Origin of the sequence: Colwellia sp. 20A7 (genome assembly GCF_009832865.1) — a bacterium.
Classification (GTDB): Bacteria; Pseudomonadota; Gammaproteobacteria; order Enterobacterales; family Alteromonadaceae; genus Colwellia.
The window spans coordinates 2,268,556-2,293,843 of record NZ_CP047130.1 but is presented as its reverse complement, the minus strand read 5'-3'; the positions used below and the strand labels follow the sequence as shown (position 1 = coordinate 2,293,843).

Here is a 25,288-nt window from a genome sequence, read left to right as displayed (position 1 = left end):
ACCACTAAAGTGGTATTCATATTATTCATTAAGCCAAGTAATGGCATCGTTTTCATTTTCAAAGTATTTAATGTCACCTGAAATAAACCAGTCAGCGACTTTTACTGAGAATTCTTGCCATTTTTTATTTCCATAAAGAGCCACCTTGTTAAAACTATTACCGTGTTTTAAACCAAGTTTTAAATCATCCCAAGCAGCTCTTAACTCCCAACCCGCTAATTCTGTTCCGTCAAATAAAACGTTTACAGTTGGGGTTTTTACTTGAATTAACATAGATTCAATAAATGGCGTGATTATTTCATAATCTTTATGGGTTAGTTTGCCTTGAGCCTTAATAAAAAGAAAAAAATCCTTGTCGGCTCTTTCCATACCTATTGATAGGCCATGACGTTTACTGTTCATTTTGATCCTCTCCAATTAAAATATAAGACTCAATGTCGGTTGATATACCTGTTAGCGAAAGAAATCGCTGTAATTTAAATTTATGCTAAAACTAAAGAAAATACACTTAACCAAAGCAATTGAAAACCATAAGAAATACGTTGATAAATGCCTGGATTAGTTTGAGTGCGAACGGCGCTAGCCATTACAAATAAATAATACACAGCAGCAAATACAGAAACAACGGAAAAAATTTTAAAATGCAAAGGGATAAGTTCAGTGGTTGGACTTACAACAACTAATATTGGCGCTATAACTAATGAAAGTAACATAATAAAACCCGCCCAAGAATGTATTTTACAATAAAGCGTTGGATTCTTAGTAAAGGGATCTGCATCCATTGGGAAGTATCCTGCAACCCAGGTGCCGATACCATGAGTAATCACAAGCCATCCTGTTATGTTTATTAATATTGATACGTTTGGAATACTCACTAGATACCAGCCAAACAAGCAAAATAAAACGCCTAAAGGGTAATTATTAATTAACGGTGATAATTTTTGAGTTGGGCTACCCGTTGCACCAAGTTCACTACAAAATTGTTTAGAATGGCTGTAATCAGTATAAAAACAACTTGCGACATACACACCAATTAAAATCCAGACACTTGCAATTAAGCCTGAATAAATCGCAATATTTTGAAACACGAGCGCTCCCTTATGAGTATAAAGCCTTACTTAGGCATGAATATTGATTAGATAAACTACTGAGCACCTAATACTTAGTTAATGATTTATCACGAACAATTGCTACTGAGTAACAACTGATGAGAGATCTTTTGTTAAAAACATACTGTAAGGATCTTCTTGATAATCTGCAAAAGGCTTACATTCTTTAAAGGCAAAATTTTTATACAGTTGCTGAGCCGGAAGAAATGCTGCTTTCGTCCCTGTTTCTAAGCTAACTTTAGTAAACGATTCCTGTTGCGCTATCGCTAACATGTGCGTTAATAACTTAGCGGCAACGCCTCTTCTCAAAAAATGGGGTGATGTTCGCATCGATTTAAGTTCAACATGCTTATTATCAAGCTTTTTCAACGCGCCACACCCGGCTAATTGATCATTAATCCAAGCAGTAAAAAAAGTAACGTTTGGTGCTTTTAATGAAGATAAATCTAATGCATGAACACTTTCCGGCGGAGAATGCTGCAACATATCTTCGTGATGTTCTTGTAGTAACTTTATAACTTCGGTACTTTCAAGATTATCTATTTGAATGTTCATTTAACTACCTGTTGTATGGTTAATTACGTTTTTCTACACGCCAAGGTGGATGAAGGCGATTTTCTCCAGCCCAGTATAGCTTTATTTTATTACCTGAAGGATCGTGTAATATCGCTTCTCGCCATAAATAGCTTTGATCTGTAGGCTCTTGGTCAACGTTAACCCCCCGAGCTTTTAAATCATTAACCCAGCTATCAAGTGCTTCATGTTCAAAATAAATGACGGCACTATTGGTAATTTTAGCTTTTTCTAATAATAGTGAAAAACTTGCACCACCTTCGGGACACTCAAAGCGGGCATAATGTGGCGTATCAACAATTTGTGTAAAACCTAAACTTCGATAAAATTTTGTCGATAGTTCCATATCGTTAACAGGTAATGTAACTTGATTTAAGTTCACTTATCCTCCCAGTGGTTGTTTACTTGTAAATACTTACTTGTATAAAGCACTTAACTTACTAATTACTTTAACATTATCGTGAGAATTTTCTATATTTTTTTGTGTAAACCAAATAGGCTTAATTCCTGCGTTTATTGCAGGTTTAATATCTTTTTCAAAATTATCACCAACCATGGCTATATTAGCTAAGGGCGTATTGAGTTTATTTAAAATAGATGAGAGAAATTCAGGACTTCCTTTTAAAAACCCTACATTTTCTTGACAAAAAGAGCCGGTAATAAATTGGCTTAAACCAACCCGTTCAAAGGCTAACTTAATTTCTAATTCAGTGGAGTCAGCTGCGCCTGTCGCAATATATATTGGTGCCGTTTTAGCTAATGTTTCTAATGCTTCTCTAGCGCCATAAACCGCCTCTACTTTTTCCCAATGACACATTTTTCCACTAACACTCGGGAAATCGACCATTAAAGTATCTCCCCAATCAAAAAGGTATACCTCAATCATTATGACTCCATGCTTACATAGTTAGGATGCGCTTGAATGTTATTTATCCATTGTTGAATTGCTGGGTATTCAGTTAAATCAAACCCTCCTTCATGGGCAACATGAGTGTAGCCATAAAGAGAGATATCAGCAGTTGTTAAATTATCACCTACCAAATAAGGTGTTTTTTGTAATTGCGCTTCCATTACTTTAAGCGCTTTGTGACCACCCGCTTGTTTTGATTCATAATCAGCTTTACGATCTACAGGTAAACCAAGGTATTTAGCAATAAACCTTGCTACAGCAATAAAGGGCTCATGACTGTACTGTTCAAAAAATTGCCATTGCTGTATTTTGGCAATATCAAAGTTATTTTTGGGAATAAGTAAGGAGTCAGTAGCAAGATAATTGATAATGGCATTAGATTCTGATAAAAATCGACCATCATCTAACTCAAGCAATGGAATTTTTCCATTCGGATTCTTTTCTAAAAATGACGCTGTTAGTGTTTCGTTCGCAAGGATATCGATATTGATCCATTCGTGCTCAATAGCTAAAAGCGATGTGAGTAATTTTACTTTATAACAATTACCTGACTGACTATCTGCATAAATTTTCAATTGGATTTCCTTAAGATAGTCTACCGATTTTTAGTGAAAATATAGATTCTACAGGTACATTTAATACTTCAGCTATTTTTAATGCTAAAACGGTTGATGGAACAAATATACCATTTTCTACTGTATTAATCGTTTTTCTACTTACCCCTACTTTTATAGCAAGCTCTGCTTGTGTTAAATTATGAATAGCTCGATGTATTTTTAATTGATTGAATAGTTCCATTTTTATCCCTACTCTCGTAATTCTAAAATAATATGAACCAGTAAATAGACCGAAATACCAAATACCAACGAAAATATGGAGGCAAAAACTGTACTTAATGAATATATATAAGAATCAACAAGCAATATAGAAAAATTACTCATAACTAAAGCAATAAAGGCTAACTTTGTCGCTTTATTTGAATGATATTTAAAACGTTCATCTTTAATTAAATGATTAGAATTTTTAAATAACTTGTAATAAGCAATCCAATCTTTAGTAAAAAAAAGTAACCATACTGCACAAATACTCCATGTAACCATCATCCAAGCTTGCATATTAATCGTTTCATGCATTATCAAAATTGAGTAAAGCGTTTTAGTTCCAATACTGAGTATTAAAAATAAGGCTAATGATATACTTGCGACATGAAATCGAGAGATAATTGAAAAAGCATCGTTCTTCATGTTTTTTCCTTAAATTGGTTATATTTAAATAGAACAGTAACTCACACCACCCTATAAGAAACCTTAAGGTTACACTTGTATCTAAAAAATTCAACTGTTTTATGTGAAGATAAATATTGTAGATATAGATTTTTCATAAAATAAGGCCATAGTTCTATAAACGATGGCCTATTAATTTATCAATGAAATTAGATGGCTACTTATTAAGGGCCTGATGAAACGCTTTGATAAATGCATCATAGTCTTCAAAATGTGGCATATGCCCTAGCCCTTCTAATTCAATTAGTGTCGAGCCTTTAATGCGATTCTGAGTATCTATACCTAACTGTTTAAAGTTACCTAGCTTTCTAGTTTCACCCGCTTTCATCCAACCTCGACCAGGACCTGTGGTATCTCGCGTACCAATAATAATTACCGTGTCATTTTTAATTTGAGAAAATCTATCAACAATATTTTCTGAAAAAATAGGGCCATAAGTTAGCGCATTATTCCAAGCAATTGTTTGCCAATCATCGCCTGCAAGCATACCTTTTAGAGGGATTAATAGTTTTTCATATTCGTCAGACCATTTACCATCATAATAATTTTTCTTCTGATAGTTTCTTGCTTTCTCAAGTGTTTTACCCAATTCGTTTTTATAAAAAAAGTTAACATCTTTAAATTCGGTATATTTACCATAAGCTTCTAAGCCAATAGGATTAATCAAAATTAACTTATTAACGTTATCTGCATAGTTAGCGGTATATGTTACGGCTACCATACCGCCCATTGAATGACCGACAATATCCGCTTTGTTAATATTTAAACTATCAAGTAACAGTTTAGTGTTTAATGCTAATTGACCAAAACTGTATTGGTAGAAATCAGGTTTTGACGATTTACCAAAGCCAATTTGATCTGGAATGATAACGCGGTAATTGTTTTTAAGTAAATCCTTTGCAACGCTTTCCCAGTAGTAACCAGCAAAGTTTTTACCGTGCATTAATACAATGGTTTTTTTGGCATTTTTATCACCAATATCCATATAGCGCATTTTTAACGGTTTATTTTGAGAATTAAAATCAAACGTTTTTACTTCAAACGGATAAGCGAAGCCATCTAGCTCTTTATTGTATTTCACGTTAGTTGTCGCGAATGCCTGTGACATTACAACAAAAATAGAAAATAAAATAAAACAATACTTTTTCATAAAATCTCACTTAATAAATGGGTTAATGCTTTAGGTTGTTATAAATAGATGAATTAATAAAGCCATTTAATTCAAAATTGAACTGGGTAACTATTCATATTAAGAAGCTATTCTCGAACTAAATTAAACTAAGTACCTATTCGAAAATAACCATATTGAATTAAGTCATTATATGGCCTTAATAGTTGAATTATTTTCTATTTTTTGTAATAAAATATTTTTTGTCGCTGTTTATTTAGTTACTAAGCAGTTTGTCGCTTTATCGCATTTTCCTAATACCCACTTTAAACCTTGAATCGCCGTGGTTGGAAATGCGGTCGCATGATCGGCTTCCGGAATAATCATCAATTTCACATTTAAGTTATCTGGCTGCCAATTTAACATTCTGTTATAAAACTTTTGTGCATCACCAACCATATTGTAACCTGCCCCGAACTCAATTGTTTCGAGTTCACCAATGGCAATAAAAACATTAGCATTAATGGCTATTTTTTGCTTAGCAAATTCTAATTCTTGCTTAAAAATATATTCGTTGTCCCACCAATAGGATGGACTACCTAAAATATAGTTTTTAAACATACTTGGTTTATTTAATAGGATATAAGTGCCAAATAAACCACCAAGTGAATTCCCAATAAAGGTTCGATTAGTTGGGTCAGTACGATAATTAGTATCGATATAATCAAAGACTGACTTTTTAATAAAGGCGGCGTGCTGTTTTGCCTCTCCCGTTTTATTTTTCCACTTTTTATTAAATGATGGTGTGTAGTCGCGAATTCTGCTTGACGAGCCTTTACTGCCTTTAGCATAAGAAATACCAACAATAATAGCTTCTTCCATAACATCAATGTTCATTGGATAACGAGTTGCGCCTGATACCACCTGAAATTCGTAATAAGCATCTGTTAGATAAATAACAGGATATTGCTTCTCGACTTGTTTTTTATAGGAAGTTTTATAAATAAAGGATAAATTAAGTTTGTTGCTGGATCATTAATATTTACCACAGTGCTTCGCGGTATATTAAATGGCGTTGATGATACTGCGTCAGCAAGTACACCAAAAGAAGTTAAGAGTAAAAAGGTGGATAGTGCTAATTCTTTCAATGTATATGTCTTAATTTGAATGGCCTAAGATGAATTGTTTTTCTATTTATATTTTTTGTCTATACTCTTTATCTATATAGTGTAGCCTAGTAGCGTAGCGCAAAACAGAGTAATTAAATGAGCAGTGTAAACTACAAAAAAACAAAGAAATTGAGATAAAGTTGTTGGTTTTCCTGTAAAGATAAACCTCATGGTATACGTTTTTTGATGATCATTTTAGTTAATACAATATTACTGCCTTGAAAATTCACTATAAACTCTTGTTGAACAACAAATCCAAACTTTTCATAAAGTGCAATCGCACGTACATTCGTCTTCAAAACAAATAAAAATGAATGGTCGGGTAATTTGGGTAGTACGTGTTCTAAAAGCTTTGCTGCCACGCCCTTACCTCTAGCCGTTGGTTCAACAAACATCCAATTTAATTTATTATCTAAGAATCCGCAAAAACCAAGAATAGCAGCTTCTTCATATACATAAACATCAGAGCTATCCAATATAGATAATATGTGTTTGTCTTCAGCCCAAGGCACCAACGAAAACTGACCTTTTTCACGATAAAATTCTTCAGGATGGGCAGCATTATATATATCAGCTATTTGTTCAAAGTCGTCAGTTTTATATTGTCGTATTATCATTTACTGCTCATTACAATAACCATAAAATATGGCTAATACTGTATGATTTGAAGAAGAAATAAAGACAAAAATGAGCCTTTATTGGTTACGTGTTACATAATTAAAGGCCAAGTAAAGCTAAGTGTTTAATTTTTTTGTAGCGTAATGACATTGAAATACAATGAGATAGCTCTTTAATTGGCAATATACCTTCCACTCTTAAAATAATTGCACGATTACCTTCATATTTAAACGTATCACCATAAATTTCTTTAAATGTTTCTACTAATGTTGTTTTACAGTTGAAATAAATGCCGTACTGTTCGGGGGGGTTTTCTTTCCAATCAACACGAATAGTACTACCGATATTAGACACATAACTAGGCTCACCCCACTTTAATGTTTCTTCTATACTCGTAATACCTTCTTGCTCAGCAACAGTTAATATTAATTCACGTATCTGATGAAGTAATTTATTAATACGAGGAGGATAACTTTCAAATTTTTGCTTTACCATTACGTTCATTTGATAACCATATATTGAAAATAAAATACCTTATTCAGTAGTAGAGTCAACTTTAGCAGTATTGGCTTTTATAGCACCAACAGCAGACCAAGTTGAAACACCATAAGGAACTAAATAAGTAAGCAGAATTTTAAACAAATCTTGACCGGAAAAAGACATATTCAATATTTTTTCGCCATGATTGATAAAAGCCAACATAGTGCCAACAAGTACAGCGACTTTAAGTGCTCTGATAAAAACAGCACGTGAACAGGCTAAGGCGAAAAAATTTTTATTCGCAGGGGTAATCGTTTGATCAGTCAAGAGACTCCTTATTTAGGTAGATAATACCTTAATGTTTTAATTTTATTTTTGTGTTGGTTTTTTGATAGTTTTAAGAATATCTCGCCAGCTAATAATACCAACGGGTATATTGCTACTATCAACAACGGGTATACAGGAGATATTATTATCTAAAAATAATGCGATAGCATCATGAACACTTTGCTCTTGTTGAATGCAGATAGGCCTTCTCGTCATTATTTGATGTACTTTTTTATTTAACGTTGCAACATCATTCACTTTCTCAGCAGCAGTACCTATCTTTGGACTTATAGCCTTCAATAAATCTCTGTCAGAAACGACACCAAATAATTTATTATTTTCAACAACGAGTAAATGATGAAACTTAGTATTTAAAAATTTTTCACCAACAACGGTTAAATTGTCATCGAGCTCTATGGTTATAACGGGAGAAGACATTATTTGTTTAACATGCATTATATTTTCTCTTTAAACTCTACGATGAAATTATGTGAATTACAGCAGTAGTTATGTTGTATTAAACACTCACATGCTTGGTGGAAGTTAATAGTATGTCTGTAAATAACCACCTATTAATAATATAGACTATCAAAAGGTGGTTTAGGTTAATTCAAGTAAAATTAAACAGGCTACTCGATGCTATATTTGCCATTTACTCTAGGTAGGCATTTGATCATAGATCGGTGTGTCATTTAAAACAGCATCCCAATTACATTTACTATCGGCAAAGATATGTGCTTGAGGTGTAATTTCTATATCCGTATCTAAACAACCAGCGGGCATTATAACGAGATCACGAGCTTCTGCGTGCAAAGGCATTAACGAGCTACAGGTAGCGCAAAAATTACGGGCAAAATTAGTGCCTGCGTGTCGATAAAAACTCATGTTATCTTTTCCACTTAACCAATTTAATTTAGCGCCTGGGGCAAATATATTAGCACAATGTGCTGAACCCGATGTTTTTCGGCAGAGGCTACAATGACATAGAAAGAATTTTTTAAACTCACCTTCCATTTCAAATTTAACCGAGCCACATAAACAAGAGCCTGTGTGAGTTTGTGTCATATTATATTTCCTTCTAGATTTATTTTTATAGTTCTATCTAAGAGCGTGTTATATATCAATAAATTTCATAGTAAAATATTTTTTTTTAGATTAGTAGTTTAATTTTTGTATAAAAATAGCTGATGACTTCCGGTTAACCAGTAAAAAATTGTTCACTTAATAATAGAAAAGCAATAATTATCATTAATGATCCTGACACTTTACTAACAACTTGAGCCGCCAATGGTCTCGACTGTAATACAGCTTGGGAGCCAAAACCGACAAGTAAATATACAATTGCGGAACTAAAAATATGAATTAACCCTAAAGCAATAATTTGAATTGATATCGACCATGATGCTGCTGGATCGGTAAACTGAGGTAATAACGCAAGAAAAAGTAAAAAAACTTTTGGGTTTAACCCACTAACACATGTTCCTTTTGTTAACCAAGTGAGCCAGCAATCAGAATTTTGGCCTTCACTTGCGCTCGGTGTTGATGGTTTAGTAATTAAATTAATTCCTATCCAGATAAGATACATAGCCCCAATAAAAACAATCACGGTTACGGCCATAGGGTTATTTACTACAAGGGCACCAATACCCGCGGCAACAATTAAAGTTGCAATAAAATGACCGATTAATAAACCAACTACAGCAGGGATTACAACTTTCCCCCTGGTGCCTGCTGAAATAGCATAAGCCCAATCTACTCCAGGTGTTATTACAAATAAAAAGGATACCGCCCAAAATGCTGTAAGAATGCTCAATGTCATTACATTTCCTATGATTTATGGTGTTACTAGGTAAAGTTTGCTAGTACTTAATTTATTTTGAAATAATATGCTTATTTGATTAGAATGTGCTTTCAAATTTGTGCTTATTTATTGCAATAAAGGGTGGATCCTTCTAAATGGATAACCGAGATAAGAAAATTCTTGCTGAATTGCAGGGTAATGGCCGATTATCTATTACAGAGCTAGCGGAACGTGTTGGATTAAGTGTCTCTCCTTGTCATCGCCGAGTTCGTGCTTTAGAAGAGTCTGGCGCAATAAAAGGTTACACAGCAAAGTTAGACCCAACACTGATTGGATTTGGTTTTACTGCTATTGTATTTGTAACCATTAGAGAAGGAGATAAAAAAGCAGTGGCAGCGTTTGAACAGGCTATTATTGGTATACCTCAAATAGTACAAGCTCAACGACTGTTTGGTGAGCCCGACTTTTTGCTGCATGTGGTTTCTGAGGATCTTCCTGAGTACCAAAAGCTTTATGACGAAAAATTGTCTGCTATACCGGGCGTGCAACGATTAATTTCAACAATTGTTATGAAGAATGTAGTACCAGAGAGAGCTTACCCAGTTTTATAGATAAATGTTTATAGAAAAAAAGTTTGTAGATAAAAAATATTAGCCTGTGCATAAATTTACAAACGGCTTAATCTAGTTTAGTTTAATTTAATGACGAACAGATAATAGTTAGCTAATCGTTAAGATAATACAAACCAACTATCATCATTAATATAACGTTATATCTGACCGTGATTATTCTGACGTTGTAGGATCTATTATTGTTCTTACTTGTGAAATTGAATTAGCCGGAAATCCTCCCATATCCGCATGCTTTTTCACTGACTCTGCATCAGGCGCAATATATACACAATAAATTTTATCGTCGGTAACATAACTATGTAACCATTGAACTTTAGGTCCAAGCTCTTCTAATACACAACAAGACTTTTGAGAAATTCCTTGTAGATCATCTCCGCTTAGCTTTCCCGCACCTTCAATTTCTCTTTCTATTACAAATTTTGGCATGATATATTCCCCATTTATAAATTGATTAAAAATAAAAATTAACGCTAATTTTACGCATTAGTGTATAGAATAATTCGCGCTTGTATTATTAGTTTATAATTGCGTTGAATAATTCTAACTAAACAACTCTAACGCGATTATTTTATTTTCACAATAATAAAGCTTAAGGCTTATTTCAGGTTGCTACTCACATCAGTAGGTATCTAAGTGAATTACAATAAATTTTCCATTTCTTTTATGAAAACGACATGACACCCCTTCACTTTTACTCATTATAACCTCCTATTCTAAAAAGAATTAGCGTATATTAGCTGGCATAATAAACATAGTATTAAACAAAATGGACAATAATGAATAAACAACCAACCTTGTTAGATCGTATTACAGTTGAACCTCGTACACCGGCTAAAGCATGTGTTATCTGGTTACATGGTCTAGGTGACTCAGGCGCCGGTTTTGCACCTGTGGTACCAGTATTAAACCTGCCTAAAGACCATAGCATACGATTTATTTTTCCTAACGCACCAAAGCAACCCGTTACCATTAATAATGGTTTTGTTATGCCTTCTTGGTACGATATCAATAATAACAATTTGCATAATAGAGCTGACATGACTGGTGTTCTTATATCTGAAGCCCTAGTGCGTGCACTGATAAATGAACAAATAGATAATGGTATTGCTGCAAGTAACATTGTTTTAGCCGGTTTTAGTCAAGGCGGTGTGATGAGTTTATTTACCGGCTTACGGTTTGAACATAAATTAGCGGGTATACTTGCTTTGTCATGTTATTTACCAATAAAAGATCAATTACCAAGTGAATTAAGTGCAGCCAACAAAACGACACCAATTTTACAACATCACGGTGAACAAGATAATGTAGTTCCGTTATCTTCTGGTAAAATGGCAAACGAATTAATGAAGAATAATGGCTATAATACGCAATGGAAAACGTATCAAATGCCGCATAGTGTTGTACCAGAGCAATTAAATGATATTGGTCTTTGGCTAACTAAACAGCTTATTAAGTAATTACCTCTTGAGTAATAGCTATTGAGTAATCATGTAACTGAAAAGTACATTTTAGCCCTTGATAATGGCACACAAAGTATTCGTGCTTTGTTATTTGATCTCAATGGAGGACTAGTAGCTAAAAGTAAGGTTGATATTGAACCTTACTTTTCAAAGCAACCTGGTTGGGCTGAGCAAGAGCCTAATTATTATTGGCAAATGTTAACGAAAGCTTGTCATGAACTGTGGCCCAAGCTTGATGCATTAGCAATTAAAAAATCACAAATTAAAGCTGCTGCACTCACGTGTCAACGAGCGACTATGGTTAACCTAGACGCTAATGGCTTACCTTTACGACCAGCGGTTGTTTGGTTAGATCAACGAGAACAAAACACCTTAGATAAAATGAGTTGGTACTGGCGAGCCCTTTTTACTATGGCAGGTGAAAAAAATACCGTTACTTATTTTAGAAGTCAGGCTGAAGCCAACTGGATTAAGCATCAACAACCTGAGATTTGGCAAAAAACACATAAGTTTATGCTACTGTCAGGTTTTCATAGTTTTAAATTAACAGGAAACTATGTTGATTCCGTTTCAAGCCAAGTAGGTTACCTCCCTTTTAATTTTAAGAAACATCGTTGGTCAGCTTCATTAGACTGGCGCTGGCAAGCACTGCCGATTACTAAAGATATGCTGCCAACACTAATCCCTTGTGGCGATGAATTAGGTAAAATCTCTGAGCAAGCGGCAATAGATACCGGTATTCCCAAAGGTTTACCACTCATCTCTGCGGGCTCAGATAAAGCGTGTGAAGTTTTAGGCTCTGGTTGCTTAACTCCTAATATTGGCAGTTTAAGCTACGGCACTACCGCGACTTATAACACCACAAATAATAAATATGTTGAAGCAATCAAACGCTTACCGGCTTACCCTGCCGCAATGCCGAATAATTATAATACTGAAATTATAATCCAGCGCGGATATTGGATGGTAAGTTGGTTTAAACGGGAGTTTGGTTTAAAAGAGCAACAAATTGCTGACTACCAAGGCATTATGGTGGAAAGCCTATTTGATGACCTACTAAAGCAAGTACCTGCAGGATCTATGGGGCTCATTTTACAGCCGTATTGGAATCCTGGTATTAAAACGCCAGGCCCTGAAGCAAAAGGTGCAATGATTGGTTTTAGTGATGTTCATACTCGGGCCCATATCTATCGAGCAATAATCGAAGGCATAGGTTATGCACTACGTGAAGGCAAAGAATTATCAGAAAAGCGATCAAAGGTTAAAATCACTCAGTTAATGGTGTCAGGTGGCGGCTCACAAAGTGATGAAGCTATGCAGATTACTGCAGATATTTTTGGTATGCCGGCGCAACGACCGCATACTTATGAAACATCCGGCTTAGGAGCAGCAATCAATGCAGCAGTGGGTATTGGCTTATTTGATAATTATCAAAGTGCAGTAAATAAAATGACCCATGGCGGTGATGTTTTCACACCAATAGCAGCAAATAAAGCAATATATGATGAGCTTTATCGTAATGTATACCAAAAGATGTATGCTAGATTAAATCCATTATATAGAAGCATTCGTAGCATAATTGGCTATTCAAAATAACATGTAAAATACGAATGTTACGAATTTAATGTCGCTTAAAATAGTAAACTCTATTAAATTTAGATATTATTTATGTCTAAAGCTCTATTAGCCATTAACTTACGTGTTATAGCAGGTATATCTGTATCAACTTCTTCATTTGAATCAACAAAAGTTAGACTTTCATCAAGATAATCCTCTTTTATACTTGTTGATGCTTCAGTGTTTATTTGTTTATCAACATTAGAGTCAATACCTGAAGCAACAATTAAAATTTCTATTTCTGAAGAAAGATTAGGATCTAAAGTGACTCCTGGTACTATCAGTACAGATTTATTGGTGATTTTTTCTCTGATGTGATCAATTAAGCCATTGTAAGTCGAGAGCTTAGGCTCAGATTTACAAAATAGCTGAAAAATTATTCCTTTAGCTGTGTCTATATTCGCGATAGAAACAAGCGGATTATTTAAAGCCTGATCCAGGGCTTCATAAGCAAGCTCTTCACTGTCTGCTTTACCTACACCTAAAATTGATTCGCCTTCATAGGAAAGAATACTGGAAAAGTCATTTTTATCAACATTAACATAACCTGTTTCAGTTAACATTTGCACTAACGAGACGAGTAAGTTTTTTAGTACTTCATTGCTTTGATTAAAAGCTGAAAATAAACCCACACTTTCTCCTAACCCTTTTAGCAAAAGATCATTGGATAAAGTGATATAAGCATGAATAGGCGCTTTAATTTCTGCAATACCTTATAAGGCGAAGTCCATTCGTAATTCACCTTCAGATTCAAAAGGCAGAGTAACAATTGCTAAACAATTAATATCCAGTTCACGTGCTATTCGGGCAACTAACGGACTTGCTCCAGAACCTGTACCACCACCGAATCCAGCGGTGATGATAATAATATCGCTTCCCTTTACAGCGTTGAGTAATAAACCCTCACTTTCTTGCGCTGCTTTTAAAGCAACATCTGGATTCGATCCGGCACCATAGCCTTTAGTTAGATCTTCACCAATTAATATTTTGTTTTCTACTTGCAGAGAATTAAGCGCAGCTAAGTCCGTATTAATGGCAATTAAATTAACACTGCTAGCTAAGTTATTTTCATAAAGCATATTAACGGTATTGCAACCACAGCCACCAATGCCAACAACGGTAATTAATAAATCTGGATTTGCATGAATCAATTCTTTCATAACTTTTCCTAATCAATACTTAGTCATTTTTAAAATTTATTGCCGGGAAAACATTAGGCTTATATGTAGAATATAACCAATAAATTTTTCAATTTAAGATTGTTAAATCTCATCTATGTTACTTCATTATAAGGATCAATTTTCTAATCTGCCACACTATTTAGTAACTCTAGCGTTATATACAATATTAAGTTTAGGCAATAATTTAATAACTAAATTAAGAGTTCAATTCATTTATTAGTTATTTTTTATTTACTTCAATAAACGTGTAAAACGAGAGTGAACGTTTACTTTTTATACTGCAGGGTTGTCGGAGTTACATAAAAACAAATAAATAGAGTTACTGGAGTTAACAAGACATACCGATATAGAGTTACTGGGGTTGTATGGTTATTGACCTTTAGGGTTATAAGGGTTATGGTTGATTAACGATCAAAAATTAAACAAGGAATGAATATGAAATATGCTGTTGTCTTTGCTAACCTACAAAATTCGGTATTATATCAGGTTATAGTTCCAGACCTACCCGGTTGTAGTGTTAATGTAGAATCTATTGATTTAGGATTAGAAAAAATAAGCCAAAGTATTAAAAACCATTTAGCTATTCTTGCTGAATATGGCGAAAAAATTCCTTCAGCTTTAACGATAGAAAAACATAGACAACAATATGCTATCGATAATCCGCATACATATTCCCAAGCTTTTTGGGCTATTGTGGATATTGATATCAGTGCCTACCTAGGAAAAAGCCACAAAATTAATGTTACTTTGCCAGAATTATTGATAAAACAGATAGATGAACGTGTAAGTAAAAGCTCGCACTATAAAACTCGCTCCGGTTTTATTGCGAGTGCTTGTTTAATTGAGTTAGGAAAACAATAATGGTTAGTGAGTTTGGCATTATAATGAACTAATATTTGAGAGCGACCACCTGCCCTTTCAGCTAACTTATTAATATTTTTTCTTTATTGATTGGATTTTTGTTGTATTAGCTACTTAGTTTAACAACTAAACCTGAATACAAACGATAAGTTGCCGGGTATATATCATTAGGTTTAAGAAATCGTTTGTAATGTTCGGTCATCGCAAACCATTTATCTTTACCTGACAAGCCCCGGTTTTTCTTTCTGGGTAAGTGATTGGCACCTAACCCTTTGAGTTCTCGCGCTAAATGAATAACATTTTGATAATCAAGCGTAACATCTTGGCATTTATGCTCTACGATGATCGAGTGTGATGTATTAAAATATTCGCCAAGTTGCTGCTCTGTTTTAAAATCAATGACATGTTGATCATCGTCAACTTTCTCCCATGATGATTTTAGCTCGTGTAATGTGCCATCAACTAGGGTAGTAAATACAATTGTTCCACCAGGCTTTAGTACTCGTAACATTTCTTTAATGGCAATATCAAGCGGCTGACACCATTGCAGCACTAAATTAGAATATATAAAGTCGACAGTTTCGTTTTGTAAGGGAACTTTATGTGCATCAGCTTCAAGCCAAACTATATTTTTATTTCGACAACTTTTTGCAAAGTCTAGCATCTTTTTAGAAAAATCTAGTCCTATAACTTGATCATAAGATGATGCTAATACGTCAGTAAAAAAACCTGTACCTGAGCCTAAATCAAGTACGGTGAGTGCATTTTTTTTTGGTAACCAAGGCATCAAATGTTTACCAGAAAAACGTTGTAATCTAGCTGATACATCATAAGATTTACTGGCAGAGCCAAAGCTTTCTGCTATTTTCATCTTATTTTTATGATTTGATATGATTATACTCACTTACTTAACCGCCTGTTTTGACTGCACTATAACACATTGATAAAATTGATTTATCACTAAAAATACTGGTAACACGTAACTAAGCTCATTACTCAATCAATCATTATTTAAGGTACTTTTTTTAGCTAAATCCGTTTTTTAACGGCTAACTAATTTCGTACTTTATTTCATCATGAACTGAAAAGAAGGATCGTTTAGATTATATTAACCAATATTATGATAGTGATATTCAGCTATTAATTATCACTATAAAACGAGTAATACCCTTTTTAGTTAATAGCAAATTTGACTAATTACCTGTTTAATCGTGTGCCCATAACTTTGGAAAATTATTTTGGACAATAGTTTTAAACAATCATATTGAACAGGAATTTAAAATCATGACATATTTACAGCAAAGCCACTAGATAATAATAATCATTTAGATGTTATTAAATTATTTATGAAAGTATTGATTAAATTATCGACAAATATTATTTACTAATACTTGTCGAGTATAATTAAAACCTGTAGCTAAACTTGAGCATAGCCTAAATTTGGCCACACTCTCTTATAAGATATGATTTATTGACAGAAAAATTGAGATAACTTTTTCATCAATAAATATCGTGGCTCTATATTGTGGGTGTTTTACATTTGTTCGTTGTATACAAACGCGAAGCTTGTAACAAGGGATCGCTTAAGTAAGTTTATTTTGAAGATTAGATCTGTGTTCATTTATATTTATTAGTAATTTAAGAAAATTAGCAAGCACTGATGAACTCAATCAATAACTTGCATTGTAAAATAAATCTTTATGTTGTTCATTAACCAAAGACGTTTTAAGGGTATGATCTTGCGATGAACTTTCATCAACAATAATTTCAGTATTGATACCTAATTTATTAAATAACAGTGTATCTTGGTCTGTTTCAGGATTTTGAGTGGTCAGTAACTTACAACCATAAAATATTGAGTTAGCACCTGCTAAAAAACATAAAGATTGCATTTGCTCATTCATTTCTGAGCGCCCTGCAGACAGACGTACATGTGATTTTGGCATCATGATACGCGCAACTGCAATACATCGAATAAAATCAAAGCTATCTAAATCATCAACATCGGCTAACGGCGTCCCTTCTACTTTAACCAACATATTAATAGGTACGCTTTCTGGTTGCTGGGGTAAATTGGCTAGTTGTACTAATAATGAACACCTATCAGTAGCACTTTCTCCTAACCCAACAATGCCGCCACTACAGACTTTCATACCAGCACTACGAACATGATCTAATGTATCTAACCTATCTTGATAAGTTCGGGTGGTAATAATTTGATTATAATGCTCTGGTGATGTGTCAAGGTTGTGGTTGTAATAATCTAATCCCGCATCTTGTAGTTGTTTTGCTTGATCTTCATCTAACATACCTAAAGTCATACAAGATTCTAATCCTAAGGCCTTAACACCTTTTATCATCTCTAATACTACGGGCATATCTCGAGCTTTAGGGTTACGCCAAGCCGCGCCCATACAAAAACGCGTTGATCCAATTTCTTTCGCTTTTACTGCTGCTTCTAGTACTTTTTCTAGCTCAAGTAAACGTTCTTTTTCTAAGTTTGTTTTATTACGTGCACTCTGTGAACAATATTTACAATCTTCAGGGCAAGCACCGGTTTTAATTGATAATAGCGTACTAACTTGTACTTCGTTTGCATTAAAATTTTGTCGATGAACAGTTTGTGCTTGAAACATTAAATCATTAAAAGGCAAATCAAATAATGCTTGAACCTCTGTTACGGTCCAATTATTACGAATATTGTCATTATTATCTGAAATAGGAGAAAGAATTACTTTTGTCATGATTACTCGACTACATCTAATTATATTATCGAATAGTTTAATCAGCAGCCCTTTATTGTCAATACGGTAATCTTGCTTTAGTTTACATGTGAATGAATATCAACCTGCAGTGTTCGGGTATGAATTAGAACTTTCGGAAGGCTAATTTATTTCAATGTATATGGGATAGCATGAAACAATAGAATATATTCATACAAAATTAGTTTGGCCTGGTTCACAAAGCACTATTTTATGCTTTTAAAACATGCTGTAAAATTATCAGTAGCCATACTAAGTTAATAATTAGTAGTAAATAAGCACTATAATTTTTGTTATCATTACGTCTTCTACTTCGGTATTTATCTATTAAAGTAGCGGAATAAATGCCCGCAGCACTAGACCAGATAACCAGATATAAATACCCTGTTAAGGGGGTTAACCAAAATTGTCGTACCTCAATATCATGATAACGTAAAACGCCATAATCCGTTTCCGGAGCAACAAAATAAGAAATGAGAACTGAGAAAAAAAAAGCCAGCCAACTACAAGCTGTTAATGTTCTTGCTAATGAGTACCAAAAGTCAGTCGACTTTCTACGGTTTTTTATTGGTCGTTTTTGCTCTGTTTTCATCAAGTTTCTACTTTTTTGGCCATTATTGTTATTTTTTTCAAATATAGTTTATTAATTTAGCAAGTTTTACTTGTTAAACATAATAGTCACGGTAACATAACCACCTTAAAAAATTCAGTACATTTGATAAAATATAAGAGGTCATTACATGTCAGTTATAGCAATTACTGATGTATTAGCAGGAAAATATCCTGTTGATGAAACTATCACCGTACATGGTTGGATTAGAACTCGCCGTGATTCCAAAGCAGGTATTTCTTTTTTAGCAGTTCATGACGGATCATGCTTTGATGCAATTCAAGCTATCGTACCAAGTGATCTTAATAATTATCAAGATGATGTTCTTAAGTTAACTACGGGCTGTGCTGTTAAAGTCACAGGTATACTGGTTGAATCACCGGGCAAAGGTCAATCTTTTGAAATTCAAGCTACTGCAGTAGAAGTACTTGGTTTTGTTGAAGACCCAGATACATACCCAATGGCCGCTAAACGCCATAGTATTGAGTTTTTACGTGAGCAAGCACATTTACGCCCACGTACCAATATTGGTGGTGCTGTAACGCGTGTTCGTAACTGTTTAGCGCAAGCTATTCATAGATTTTTACACAGTAAAGGCTACTTCTGGATCAGCACACCACTTATTACCGGTAGTGATTGTGAAGGTGCCGGTGAGATGTTCCGTGTTAGTACTTTAGATATGGAAAACTTACCACGCAACGAAGCTGGTACAGTAGATTACAATAAAGACTTTTTTGGTAAAGAAACATTTTTAACCGTTTCTGGTCAGTTAAACGTTGAGACTTATTGTAACGCGTTATCAAAAGTATATACTTTTGGACCAACATTCAGAGCAGAAAACTCTAACACTTCTCGTCACTTAGCCGAATTTTGGATGGTAGAGCCTGAAATTGCGTTTGCTAATTTATCAGATGCTGCAGATTTAGCAGAAGAAATGCTTAAGTATGTATTAAAAGCAGTATTAGACGAACGTGCTGATGATATGGCCTTCTTCCAGCAGCGTGTTGATAAAACAGTTATTGAAAGATTAACTTCCGTTATCGAAACAGATTTTGTTCGTTTAGATTATACAGATGCTATTACCATTTTAGAAAACTGTGGGAAAACATTCGAAAACCCAGTGTCTTGGGGTGTAGATTTAAACTCAGAGCATGAACGTTTCTTAGCTGAAGAACACTTTAACGGCCCTGTTGTTTTACAAAACTACCCGAAAGATATTAAGTCTTTCTACATGCGCTTAAATGATGATGGTAAAACAGTTGCTGCAATGGATATTTTAGCACCTGGTATTGGTGAAATTATTGGTGGTAGCCAACGTGAAGAACGTCTTGATGTATTAGATAGTCGTTTAGAAGAGATGGGCTTAGATATTGCCGATTATAGTTGGTATCGTGATCTTCGTCGTTACGGGACTGTACCACATTCAGGTTTTGGCTTAGGTTTTGAACGCTTAGTTGCTTATGCTACTGGTATGCAAAACGTACGTGACGTTATTCCGTTCCCAAGAACACCGAATAACGCTTCGTTCTAGTAGCTATTTATAATGTAGGTTGGAATTTATTCCGACTATTTATTTCGACATCTTGTTAAACAAGAGTCATGTCGTATTAAAGTACAACCTACATTTATTTCCAATAAGTTACTTTTTCTTCAAAACTCTTACTGGCTTTTAGTCCTTGTTCTTTACAAGGTGTTCCAATATATAAAAACCCTACAATTTCATCTTCTTTATTAACACCTAAGCCCTGCTTTACTTGTTCATTAGACGCTAATTCACCTGTACGCCATATTGCCCCAAAACCTAAAGTATAAGCCGCCATTTGCATTGCATGAGCACAACAACCCACAGTTATTAATTGCTCTTTAGTCGGCACTTTTTCATGTTGTGTAAACTCAGAGCTAATGACAATTATCATTGGCGCTCTAAATGGCATTTTTGCAACTTTTTCAAGATTAGCTGTTTGCTGGTTACTGCTAGCAACGAATAAGTCGCTTAAACGCTGTAATCCATCATCGGTTATTACCGTAAAGTGCCACGGTTTCAAGCAAGCATGATCAGGAACACGCATACCTGCGGCTAAAATCTGTTCTAACGCTTGTGTGTCTGGTGCAGGTGAAGTAACTAAAGAGTTAGATTGACGCTGTAAAAGTAATTCAATGCCTTTCATAAATAGAATATATAAGTTGGTGAACGATGGCTAAGTGTATAACGATGATTTCTTTTACGCACGACTTTCTTCAATATAATAAATCATTTAATCTTTGTGTTATTCCTTGACTTAACACGTAAGCAACAGCACTATAATTTACATATTAAGTTTAAGCCATTTGTCATTTAATAGTTTACTTAATTTTATTCGAAGCGCTTTGCAATAGTGAGATCCTGAATCAAGTTCAGGATGACGTGTTAATACATGATGACGATTTACTAGTCGTCATTCCGTAGCTTACTTAATACGGAATCTTATTGAAGCACTTTGTAATAGCGAGATTCTGAATCAAGTTAAGAATGACGGTTTAATACCTAATAAATGTATTTTTAAAATTACATAAGCAATTACCATAATGAACGTTTTTCTTACAAAGCAGGCCTTGGTGCTCAGTCAAAACTTAATTTTGCTAACGCGATGTTGGCAAAGTCAGGCTATTCGACTGTGGCCAATTTATGCGGAGCGTTCAAGTTAACAAAAAATATTTTAATTAGTTAACCATAATATTAAGCCGCAGAGATTATCTTTTGCGGCTTTTTTATACATAAGCTTTTATTGTTAAAAATAAAATATTCCGTAAGAGACACTGTATTCATACCAGTTTCATTAATTAGGTGAACAATTTTATACGTAGAAAAAATTGACAAATATAAGGCATTTATTTCAATAACTAGTTGTTCTAATTATTAAATAAATAACGATGTAGTTGGTGATTTTAGCAAGTAGAAATGATCACATAGCTAGTGAGATTGGTATCAACAATAAAGAATAAAGAATAAAAAGGAGCGTAAAATGCAAGTGTCTATTGCCTATATGATAGTTTTGTTAATCTGGTCTACTACACCATTAGCTATCGTTTGGAGTAGTGAAACAATTAACCCAACTATGGCTGTTTTACTACGTATGCTTATTGCCGTAGTGTTAGGTGGCCTTATTATAGTTGCCAGAAAAATAGACTTTCCTTGGCACCCAAAAGCGATCCGTTTATATACTTTCTCTGCGTTAGGAATATTTGGAGGCATGTCATTTTCATACCTTGCTGCTGGGTATTTATCTTCTGGGGTTTTATCGTTAGTTTTTGGCCTTGCCCCTGCTTTTTCTGCTATTTTGGCTCGAAGAATACTCGCTGAACCTAAAATATCAATATTAAGAAAGTTATCTATGACCCTTTCTTTTGCCGGATTAGGTTTAGTCTGCGCCAACAATCTATCATTAAGTTCTGACAGTATTTATGGTTTTATATTTGTTTTAATCGCCGTATTTTTATTTAGCTTAAGCAGCGTGTTAGTAAAAAGTGTGTCATTAGCTATTCATCCTATGGCAACAACCGTTGGCGCATTAGCTTTATCTATGCCTTTATTTCTTATTAATTGGTTAATACTTGATGGCAGCCTCGATACTAGCCACTGGGAGCCAAGATCAATATGGGCAACTTTATATTTAGGTATATTCGGTTCATTAATTGGTTTTGTTGCTTACTTTTTTGTATTACAAAGATTAACGGCAAGTACCGTTGCTTTAATTACGTTAATTACACCCGTTATCGCCTTAAGTTTAGGCGCGGTGTTAAATGATGAAGTTATTCATAGCCAATTAGTTTTTGGTGCACTATTGGTTATATCTGGATTGGCTATGTATCATTGGGGTGAGATTTTCGTTGTTAAATATCAACAAAAAAAACTTGTACTGAGAAATAATATAACTGATCAAGATTAAAAAATACGTGTAATGAATAAAAATAGCTGATTATAACTACCCCCCTTTTACTAGTGACCATTATTTAAAGTTTTGGTCAGTTGGCAAAGGAGCGTTAATATCAATTCCTGACATATAAGTTATTCTAGATCCTTCAGGGGGTTCATTTATATCGTTTTCATCGCGATCAAACCAGTTGAATTGATTAACGACAGGTACATTCGCGTTAATAGGTTTGCTAGCGCTGAAAAACTTGGGTAACTTAATATTTGAAATTTTCATAATCATGATGTCCCTGTTTGTGGTTACTTGATTAAAGCCGCGCCAATTTAGACGCGGGTTAAACTGTTAAATAGAGTTTAGTTACTTGCTACTAGGTCTTTTACTACAATTTTATTGACGACATTAGTAACATCATTCGTATTCATCGCTATGGCAACGGCAAGATCACGCTCTGATTCAGACGCTACGTTACCTTCAAGTGTCACAACTCCGTTCTCTACTTCAACTTCTATGTCTAATCCACTGATCTGTGACTCAAACAACAATCTTGTCTTTACCACTGTTTCCACCTTAGAATCCTTGAGATTTTTCATGATCTCAACATCTTTTCCTTGTGAATTATTGTCATCATCAATAACAGACAACATATTATTTACTTTGGTTACACCTTCAAGAGAAGCTACAAGCTCTTCTGCTAAAGCTTTGTCGACAGAGTTTTTAACTTTACCTGTTAGAATAACCGTACCGTTTTTAACGTCGGTATTAATATCGAAAGAATTTAAATTGCCGTTAAAAAGAAGTGTTGATTCAGCTTTACCATCAATCCATGCGTCTTTAGCGTTATCTTTCCATGTATTTTCTGCGCTAACATTTAAAGAAGCCGTACTAATAGCAGTAGCGATAATAATTGAAAGGGTTGTATTTTTCATATTTGTTCTCCTGTTAAAAGTTCACTAATATTAATGCCAGTTTAATGCCAACACTTAGGCTGTTGAAATATAAGTAAATTAATTACAGGATAAAGAATAAACAAATAAAACAGTGTAACTATTACCTATGAACTGGTAATAGTTACACTTAGTGAATGGTAAATCAGGTAGTAGATAGATTCAGGCAGAAATATTACGCTAAATGATAATAATGCTTGTATTTAATAGTGAAAACACTTGAAATACGTGAATATAAACAATAAAGCTCTGAAATTAAAAGAGTAAGACAAATATAATGAGCTTATACTAGTCTTAAATAAATTTAAGGAGTTAATGTGTTAAGAGTATTATTGGTAGATGATGATACAGAATTTACTGAAATAGCCTGTCAAATAATTGAATTTTTAGGCCATGATATTAGTATAGCTAGTTGTCTGGAAGAAGCCTATGAATGGCTAGAAAACAATACGTTTGATCACATTCTTTTAGATTTCATGCTTCCTGATGGTAGCGGCTTACACCTAATAGATCACGTCAAAAAATCAAACCACACACCTTACATTACACTAATTACCGGGCACCCTTTAGTTAAAGGCTTACTAGCTGGATTATGTGGCCCCAAAGTTAACTATATTGCTAAGCCGTTACAACGCGAAGATTTAGAGCAAGCATTAACGCGACAGTCAAAGCCAGCTAGCGAAACAAAGCAGAACAGCACACTACCTAAAAAACATTTTGATTGCCTTATTGGTGAATCAGCCGTGATGCAAGAAATGTATACAATGATATCTCGTATTGCGCTAACAAAGGCGAATGTGATGTTATTAGGTGAAAGTGGCGTAGGTAAAGAGTTAGTGGCGCAAGCTATTCATAGCGCAAGTAATTTAACAACAGATAACGACACTGAGTTAGTTGCAACTAACTGTGGCGCATTAGCAAAAGACTTAATCGCTAGTGAACTATTTGGGCATGAAAAAGGCGCATTTACTGGCGCAATTACAAAAAAAGATGGCGTATTCTTGCGTGCAGGTAACGGCACATTATTTCTAGACGAAATAACTGAAATGCCCATTGATATGCAACCCAACTTATTACGAGTACTCGAAAGTAATAAGATTACACCTTTGGGTGGTACAAAAGAAATTGAAGTAAACTGCCGAGTTATTTCTGCGACAAATCGCTCTATTGAAGAAATAGCACAAAATAAAGTATTAAGAGAAGATATATATTTTAGACTGGCTGTATTTCCTATTAACATTCCACCATTAAGAAAACGAAAAGAAGATATTCCGTTATTAGCCAGAGTGTTTCTAGGAGAATTAAACGAAGAATATAACCGGAGCTATGAATGGAGTGCTGAACAAATTCAACGATTAACCGATTATGACTGGCCAGGAAATATTAGAGAAATGCGACACGCGATTCATCGTGCTTTTATTATGTCTGATCCCGACAGTAGTAATTTAGCTTTACCAAAAGACTTTCGTTCGCCCTTCTCGTCTATCACAGAAAAACAGCATAATTTAAGTGCAGGTCGCACTATTGAAGATGTAGAGCGAGAGTTAATTAAAGTAACACTCGATGATGTTGATGGTAATAAATCTCTTGCTGCGAAAATGTTAGGCATTAGTACAAAAACTTTATATAACCGTTTACATGCCTACGGAGAGTTTGAAGAATAATATCAATTGAACTAAAAAAGCTTGGAGTAACTAGCAATGAAAAATCATGAAAGTAATATGCAATCAGAGCAACCTGATTTAAATCAACTTGTTCATGACGCCCGTGGCCCGTTAAATAGAATCTCAATGCAGGCAGAACTGATTAAATTAGTACTTGAAAATGACATGCCCGTTGATAAAGCCCTAGAGGCAGCAAACAAAATAATTGTTTCATGCCAAGCCTGTAGTCAAACACTTGAACAACTATTAAAAGCAGCTAAAAGCTAAG

General features: G+C 34.4%; 33 protein-coding genes. 8 read left to right on the top strand and 25 right to left on the bottom strand.

The features are described 5' to 3' along the window. Positions 1-21: 21 nt before the first annotated feature. From GQS55_RS09945 to GQS55_RS09870, 16 genes are all read right to left on the bottom strand, one after another. Positions 22-402 (bottom strand): STAS/SEC14 domain-containing protein, encoded by a 381-nt coding sequence (locus tag GQS55_RS09945; RefSeq protein ID WP_159820206.1) that lies wholly within the window; start codon positions 400-402, stop codon positions 22-24. An 80-nt stretch (positions 403-482) separates the two neighbouring features. After that, positions 483-1,088 carry a DUF998 domain-containing protein gene (locus GQS55_RS09940; RefSeq protein WP_159820204.1) on the bottom strand — a complete coding sequence of 202 codons (606 nt, stop codon included), beginning with the start codon at positions 1,086-1,088 and terminating at the stop codon, positions 483-485. Between the two features lie 102 nt (positions 1,089-1,190). Further along, positions 1,191-1,664 carry a GNAT family N-acetyltransferase gene (locus GQS55_RS09935; RefSeq protein ID WP_159820202.1) on the bottom strand — a complete coding sequence of 158 codons (474 nt, stop codon included), beginning with the start codon at positions 1,662-1,664 and terminating at the stop codon, positions 1,191-1,193. A 19-nt stretch (positions 1,665-1,683) separates the two neighbouring features. Then, positions 1,684-2,064: a VOC family protein gene (locus GQS55_RS09930; protein ID WP_159820200.1), complete on the bottom strand. Its 381-nt coding sequence runs from the start codon at positions 2,062-2,064 to the stop codon at positions 1,684-1,686. Between the two features lie 33 nt (positions 2,065-2,097). Then, positions 2,098-2,568 carry an HAD family hydrolase gene (locus tag GQS55_RS09925; RefSeq protein WP_159820198.1) on the bottom strand — a complete coding sequence of 157 codons (471 nt, stop codon included), beginning with the start codon at positions 2,566-2,568 and terminating at the stop codon, positions 2,098-2,100. Next, entirely contained in the window at positions 2,568-3,167 is a 600-nt protein-coding gene (locus GQS55_RS09920) for a glutathione S-transferase family protein (protein WP_159820196.1), read from the bottom strand. Before GQS55_RS09920 ends, GQS55_RS09925 begins: the two co-directional genes overlap by 1 nt. 10 nt (positions 3,168-3,177) lie before the next feature. After that, positions 3,178-3,390 (bottom strand): helix-turn-helix transcriptional regulator, encoded by a 213-nt coding sequence (locus GQS55_RS09915; protein WP_159820194.1) that lies wholly within the window; start codon positions 3,388-3,390, stop codon positions 3,178-3,180. 8 nt (positions 3,391-3,398) lie between these two features. Further along, positions 3,399-3,836, bottom strand: coding sequence for a hypothetical protein (locus GQS55_RS09910; protein WP_159820192.1), 438 nt, complete (start codon positions 3,834-3,836; stop codon positions 3,399-3,401). Between the two features lie 196 nt (positions 3,837-4,032). Beyond that, on the bottom strand, positions 4,033-5,025 hold the full coding sequence (locus GQS55_RS09905; protein WP_159820190.1) for an alpha/beta fold hydrolase: 993 nt from the start codon (positions 5,023-5,025) through the stop codon (positions 4,033-4,035). A 231-nt stretch (positions 5,026-5,256) separates the two neighbouring features. After that, positions 5,257-5,940 (bottom strand): alpha/beta hydrolase, encoded by a 684-nt coding sequence (locus GQS55_RS09900; RefSeq protein WP_236559847.1) that lies wholly within the window; start codon positions 5,938-5,940, stop codon positions 5,257-5,259. A gap of 379 nt (positions 5,941-6,319) precedes the next feature. Further along, positions 6,320-6,769, bottom strand: a complete 450-nt coding sequence (locus GQS55_RS09895) for a GNAT family N-acetyltransferase (protein WP_159820188.1) — start codon at positions 6,767-6,769, stop codon at positions 6,320-6,322. 100 nt (positions 6,770-6,869) lie between these two features. Further along, entirely contained in the window at positions 6,870-7,274 is a 405-nt protein-coding gene (locus tag GQS55_RS09890) for a DUF1801 domain-containing protein (protein WP_159820186.1), read from the bottom strand. Between the two features lie 30 nt (positions 7,275-7,304). Beyond that, a complete protein-coding gene (gene nrtS / locus GQS55_RS09885; protein ID WP_201294613.1) occupies positions 7,305-7,577 on the bottom strand; it encodes a nitrate/nitrite transporter NrtS in 273 nt (90 codons plus the stop codon). Between the two features lie 42 nt (positions 7,578-7,619). Next, a complete protein-coding gene (locus tag GQS55_RS09880) occupies positions 7,620-8,033 on the bottom strand; it encodes a CBS domain-containing protein (protein WP_159820184.1) in 414 nt (137 codons plus the stop codon). 201 nt (positions 8,034-8,234) lie between these two features. Continuing rightward, positions 8,235-8,642 carry a GFA family protein gene (locus GQS55_RS09875; RefSeq protein WP_159820182.1) on the bottom strand — a complete coding sequence of 136 codons (408 nt, stop codon included), beginning with the start codon at positions 8,640-8,642 and terminating at the stop codon, positions 8,235-8,237. A 133-nt stretch (positions 8,643-8,775) separates the two neighbouring features. Beyond that, positions 8,776-9,396, bottom strand: coding sequence for a LysE family translocator (locus tag GQS55_RS09870; RefSeq protein ID WP_159820180.1), 621 nt, complete (start codon positions 9,394-9,396; stop codon positions 8,776-8,778). Between the two features lie 137 nt (positions 9,397-9,533). Here GQS55_RS09870 and GQS55_RS09865 point away from each other — a divergent pair, with 137 nt between their 5' ends. Next, the gene (locus GQS55_RS09865; RefSeq protein ID WP_159820178.1) at positions 9,534-9,989 is read left to right on the top strand and encodes an Lrp/AsnC family transcriptional regulator; all 456 of its coding nucleotides are present in this window, start codon (positions 9,534-9,536) and stop codon (positions 9,987-9,989) included. Between the two features lie 174 nt (positions 9,990-10,163). Here GQS55_RS09865 and GQS55_RS09860 read toward each other — a convergent pair whose 3' ends face one another. Continuing rightward, on the bottom strand, positions 10,164-10,436 hold the full coding sequence (locus tag GQS55_RS09860) for a DUF4242 domain-containing protein (protein ID WP_159820176.1): 273 nt from the start codon (positions 10,434-10,436) through the stop codon (positions 10,164-10,166). Between the two features lie 350 nt (positions 10,437-10,786). Here GQS55_RS09860 and GQS55_RS09855 point away from each other — a divergent pair, with 350 nt between their 5' ends. Further along, positions 10,787-11,467, top strand: a complete 681-nt coding sequence (locus tag GQS55_RS09855) for an alpha/beta hydrolase (protein WP_159820174.1) — start codon at positions 10,787-10,789, stop codon at positions 11,465-11,467. Between the two features lie 21 nt (positions 11,468-11,488). Further along, on the top strand, positions 11,489-13,066 hold the full coding sequence (locus tag GQS55_RS09850) for an FGGY-family carbohydrate kinase (protein WP_159820172.1): 1,578 nt from the start codon (positions 11,489-11,491) through the stop codon (positions 13,064-13,066). A 59-nt stretch (positions 13,067-13,125) separates the two neighbouring features. On the opposite strand, the gene GQS55_RS20010 is transcribed toward GQS55_RS09850, so the two are convergent. After that, positions 13,126-13,719, bottom strand: a complete 594-nt coding sequence (locus GQS55_RS20010) for a hypothetical protein (protein WP_236559821.1) — start codon at positions 13,717-13,719, stop codon at positions 13,126-13,128. Between the two features lie 81 nt (positions 13,720-13,800). Beyond that, positions 13,801-14,247 carry a hypothetical protein gene (locus GQS55_RS20005; protein ID WP_236559820.1) on the bottom strand — a complete coding sequence of 149 codons (447 nt, stop codon included), beginning with the start codon at positions 14,245-14,247 and terminating at the stop codon, positions 13,801-13,803. A gap of 456 nt (positions 14,248-14,703) precedes the next feature. Here GQS55_RS20005 and GQS55_RS09840 point away from each other — a divergent pair, with 456 nt between their 5' ends. After that, positions 14,704-15,129, top strand: a complete 426-nt coding sequence (locus tag GQS55_RS09840) for a type II toxin-antitoxin system HicB family antitoxin (protein ID WP_159820170.1) — start codon at positions 14,704-14,706, stop codon at positions 15,127-15,129. A 106-nt stretch (positions 15,130-15,235) separates the two neighbouring features. Here GQS55_RS09840 and bioC read toward each other — a convergent pair whose 3' ends face one another. The 3 genes from bioC to GQS55_RS09825 all read right to left on the bottom strand — a co-directional run bounded on the left by bioC (position 15,236) and on the right by GQS55_RS09825 (position 18,483). After that, on the bottom strand, positions 15,236-16,033 hold the full coding sequence (gene bioC / locus GQS55_RS09835; RefSeq protein WP_236559819.1) for a malonyl-ACP O-methyltransferase BioC: 798 nt from the start codon (positions 16,031-16,033) through the stop codon (positions 15,236-15,238). A gap of 766 nt (positions 16,034-16,799) precedes the next feature. Next, a complete protein-coding gene (gene bioB, locus GQS55_RS09830; RefSeq protein WP_159820168.1) occupies positions 16,800-17,873 on the bottom strand; it encodes a biotin synthase BioB in 1,074 nt (357 codons plus the stop codon). Positions 17,874-18,102: 229 nt separating this feature from the next. Beyond that, positions 18,103-18,483, bottom strand: coding sequence for a hypothetical protein (locus tag GQS55_RS09825; RefSeq protein ID WP_159820166.1), 381 nt, complete (start codon positions 18,481-18,483; stop codon positions 18,103-18,105). Positions 18,484-18,631: 148 nt separating this feature from the next. Here GQS55_RS09825 and asnS point away from each other — a divergent pair, with 148 nt between their 5' ends. Beyond that, positions 18,632-20,032: an asparagine--tRNA ligase gene (asnS, locus tag GQS55_RS09820; RefSeq protein WP_159820164.1), complete on the top strand. Its 1,401-nt coding sequence runs from the start codon at positions 18,632-18,634 to the stop codon at positions 20,030-20,032. A gap of 94 nt (positions 20,033-20,126) precedes the next feature. Here asnS and GQS55_RS09815 read toward each other — a convergent pair whose 3' ends face one another. Next, positions 20,127-20,669: an NAD(P)H nitroreductase gene (locus GQS55_RS09815; RefSeq protein WP_159820162.1), complete on the bottom strand. Its 543-nt coding sequence runs from the start codon at positions 20,667-20,669 to the stop codon at positions 20,127-20,129. Positions 20,670-21,503: 834 nt separating this feature from the next. Here GQS55_RS09815 and GQS55_RS09810 point away from each other — a divergent pair. After that, the gene (locus tag GQS55_RS09810) at positions 21,504-22,427 is read left to right on the top strand and encodes a DMT family transporter (RefSeq protein ID WP_159820160.1); all 924 of its coding nucleotides are present in this window, start codon (positions 21,504-21,506) and stop codon (positions 22,425-22,427) included. A 60-nt stretch (positions 22,428-22,487) separates the two neighbouring features. Here GQS55_RS09810 and GQS55_RS09805 read toward each other — a convergent pair whose 3' ends face one another. Beyond that, complete coding sequence (locus GQS55_RS09805) at positions 22,488-22,688, bottom strand: hypothetical protein (RefSeq protein ID WP_159820158.1); 201 nt, start codon at positions 22,686-22,688, stop codon at positions 22,488-22,490. Positions 22,689-22,765: 77 nt separating this feature from the next. After that, the gene (locus GQS55_RS09800) at positions 22,766-23,338 is read right to left on the bottom strand and encodes a BON domain-containing protein (RefSeq protein ID WP_159820156.1); all 573 of its coding nucleotides are present in this window, start codon (positions 23,336-23,338) and stop codon (positions 22,766-22,768) included. 335 nt (positions 23,339-23,673) lie between these two features. Between GQS55_RS09800 and GQS55_RS09795 the strand changes: the two genes are divergently transcribed. Together GQS55_RS09795 and GQS55_RS09790 are read left to right on the top strand one after the other, a co-directional pair. Then, positions 23,674-25,020 carry a sigma-54-dependent transcriptional regulator gene (locus GQS55_RS09795; RefSeq protein WP_159820154.1) on the top strand — a complete coding sequence of 449 codons (1,347 nt, stop codon included), beginning with the start codon at positions 23,674-23,676 and terminating at the stop codon, positions 25,018-25,020. 36 nt (positions 25,021-25,056) lie between these two features. Further along, positions 25,057-25,287, top strand: a complete 231-nt coding sequence (locus GQS55_RS09790) for a histidine kinase (RefSeq protein WP_159820152.1) — start codon at positions 25,057-25,059, stop codon at positions 25,285-25,287. Position 25,288 lies beyond the last annotated feature (1 nt).

Excerpts from the sequence above, each read along its gene's own strand:
- GQS55_RS09945 (WP_159820206.1), bottom strand. The coding sequence starts at position 402 with ATGAACAGTAAACGTCATGGCCTATCAATAGGTATGGAAAGAGCCGAC.
- GQS55_RS09935 (WP_159820202.1), bottom strand. The coding sequence starts at position 1,664 with ATGAACATTCAAATAGATAATCTTGAAAGTACCGAAGTTATAAAGTTA.
- GQS55_RS09925 (WP_159820198.1), bottom strand. The coding sequence starts at position 2,568 with ATGATTGAGGTATACCTTTTTGATTGGGGAGATACTTTAATGGTCGAT.
- GQS55_RS09915 (WP_159820194.1), bottom strand. The coding sequence starts at position 3,390 with ATGGAACTATTCAATCAATTAAAAATACATCGAGCTATTCATAATTTA.
- GQS55_RS09910 (WP_159820192.1), bottom strand. The coding sequence starts at position 3,836 with ATGAAGAACGATGCTTTTTCAATTATCTCTCGATTTCATGTCGCAAGT.
- GQS55_RS09905 (WP_159820190.1), bottom strand. The coding sequence starts at position 5,025 with ATGAAAAAGTATTGTTTTATTTTATTTTCTATTTTTGTTGTAATGTCA.
- GQS55_RS09895 (WP_159820188.1), bottom strand. The coding sequence starts at position 6,769 with ATGATAATACGACAATATAAAACTGACGACTTTGAACAAATAGCTGAT.
- GQS55_RS09890 (WP_159820186.1), bottom strand. The coding sequence starts at position 7,274 with ATGAACGTAATGGTAAAGCAAAAATTTGAAAGTTATCCTCCTCGTATT.
- GQS55_RS09880 (WP_159820184.1), bottom strand. The coding sequence starts at position 8,033 with ATGCATGTTAAACAAATAATGTCTTCTCCCGTTATAACCATAGAGCTC.
- GQS55_RS09875 (WP_159820182.1), bottom strand. The coding sequence starts at position 8,642 with ATGACACAAACTCACACAGGCTCTTGTTTATGTGGCTCGGTTAAATTT.
- GQS55_RS09870 (WP_159820180.1), bottom strand. The coding sequence starts at position 9,396 with ATGACATTGAGCATTCTTACAGCATTTTGGGCGGTATCCTTTTTATTT.
- GQS55_RS09865 (WP_159820178.1), top strand. The coding sequence starts at position 9,534 with ATGGATAACCGAGATAAGAAAATTCTTGCTGAATTGCAGGGTAATGGC.
- GQS55_RS09860 (WP_159820176.1), bottom strand. The coding sequence starts at position 10,436 with ATGCCAAAATTTGTAATAGAAAGAGAAATTGAAGGTGCGGGAAAGCTA.
- GQS55_RS09855 (WP_159820174.1), top strand. The coding sequence starts at position 10,787 with ATGAATAAACAACCAACCTTGTTAGATCGTATTACAGTTGAACCTCGT.
- GQS55_RS20005 (WP_236559820.1), bottom strand. The coding sequence starts at position 14,247 with ATGAAAGAATTGATTCATGCAAATCCAGATTTATTAATTACCGTTGTT.
- GQS55_RS09840 (WP_159820170.1), top strand. The coding sequence starts at position 14,704 with ATGAAATATGCTGTTGTCTTTGCTAACCTACAAAATTCGGTATTATAT.
- bioB (WP_159820168.1), bottom strand. The coding sequence starts at position 17,873 with ATGACAAAAGTAATTCTTTCTCCTATTTCAGATAATAATGACAATATT.
- GQS55_RS09825 (WP_159820166.1), bottom strand. The coding sequence starts at position 18,483 with ATGAAAACAGAGCAAAAACGACCAATAAAAAACCGTAGAAAGTCGACT.
- asnS (WP_159820164.1), top strand. The coding sequence starts at position 18,632 with ATGTCAGTTATAGCAATTACTGATGTATTAGCAGGAAAATATCCTGTT.
- GQS55_RS09815 (WP_159820162.1), bottom strand. The coding sequence starts at position 20,669 with ATGAAAGGCATTGAATTACTTTTACAGCGTCAATCTAACTCTTTAGTT.
- GQS55_RS09810 (WP_159820160.1), top strand. The coding sequence starts at position 21,504 with ATGCAAGTGTCTATTGCCTATATGATAGTTTTGTTAATCTGGTCTACT.
- GQS55_RS09805 (WP_159820158.1), bottom strand. The coding sequence starts at position 22,688 with ATGAAAATTTCAAATATTAAGTTACCCAAGTTTTTCAGCGCTAGCAAA.
- GQS55_RS09800 (WP_159820156.1), bottom strand. The coding sequence starts at position 23,338 with ATGAAAAATACAACCCTTTCAATTATTATCGCTACTGCTATTAGTACG.
- GQS55_RS09790 (WP_159820152.1), top strand. The coding sequence starts at position 25,057 with ATGAAAAATCATGAAAGTAATATGCAATCAGAGCAACCTGATTTAAAT.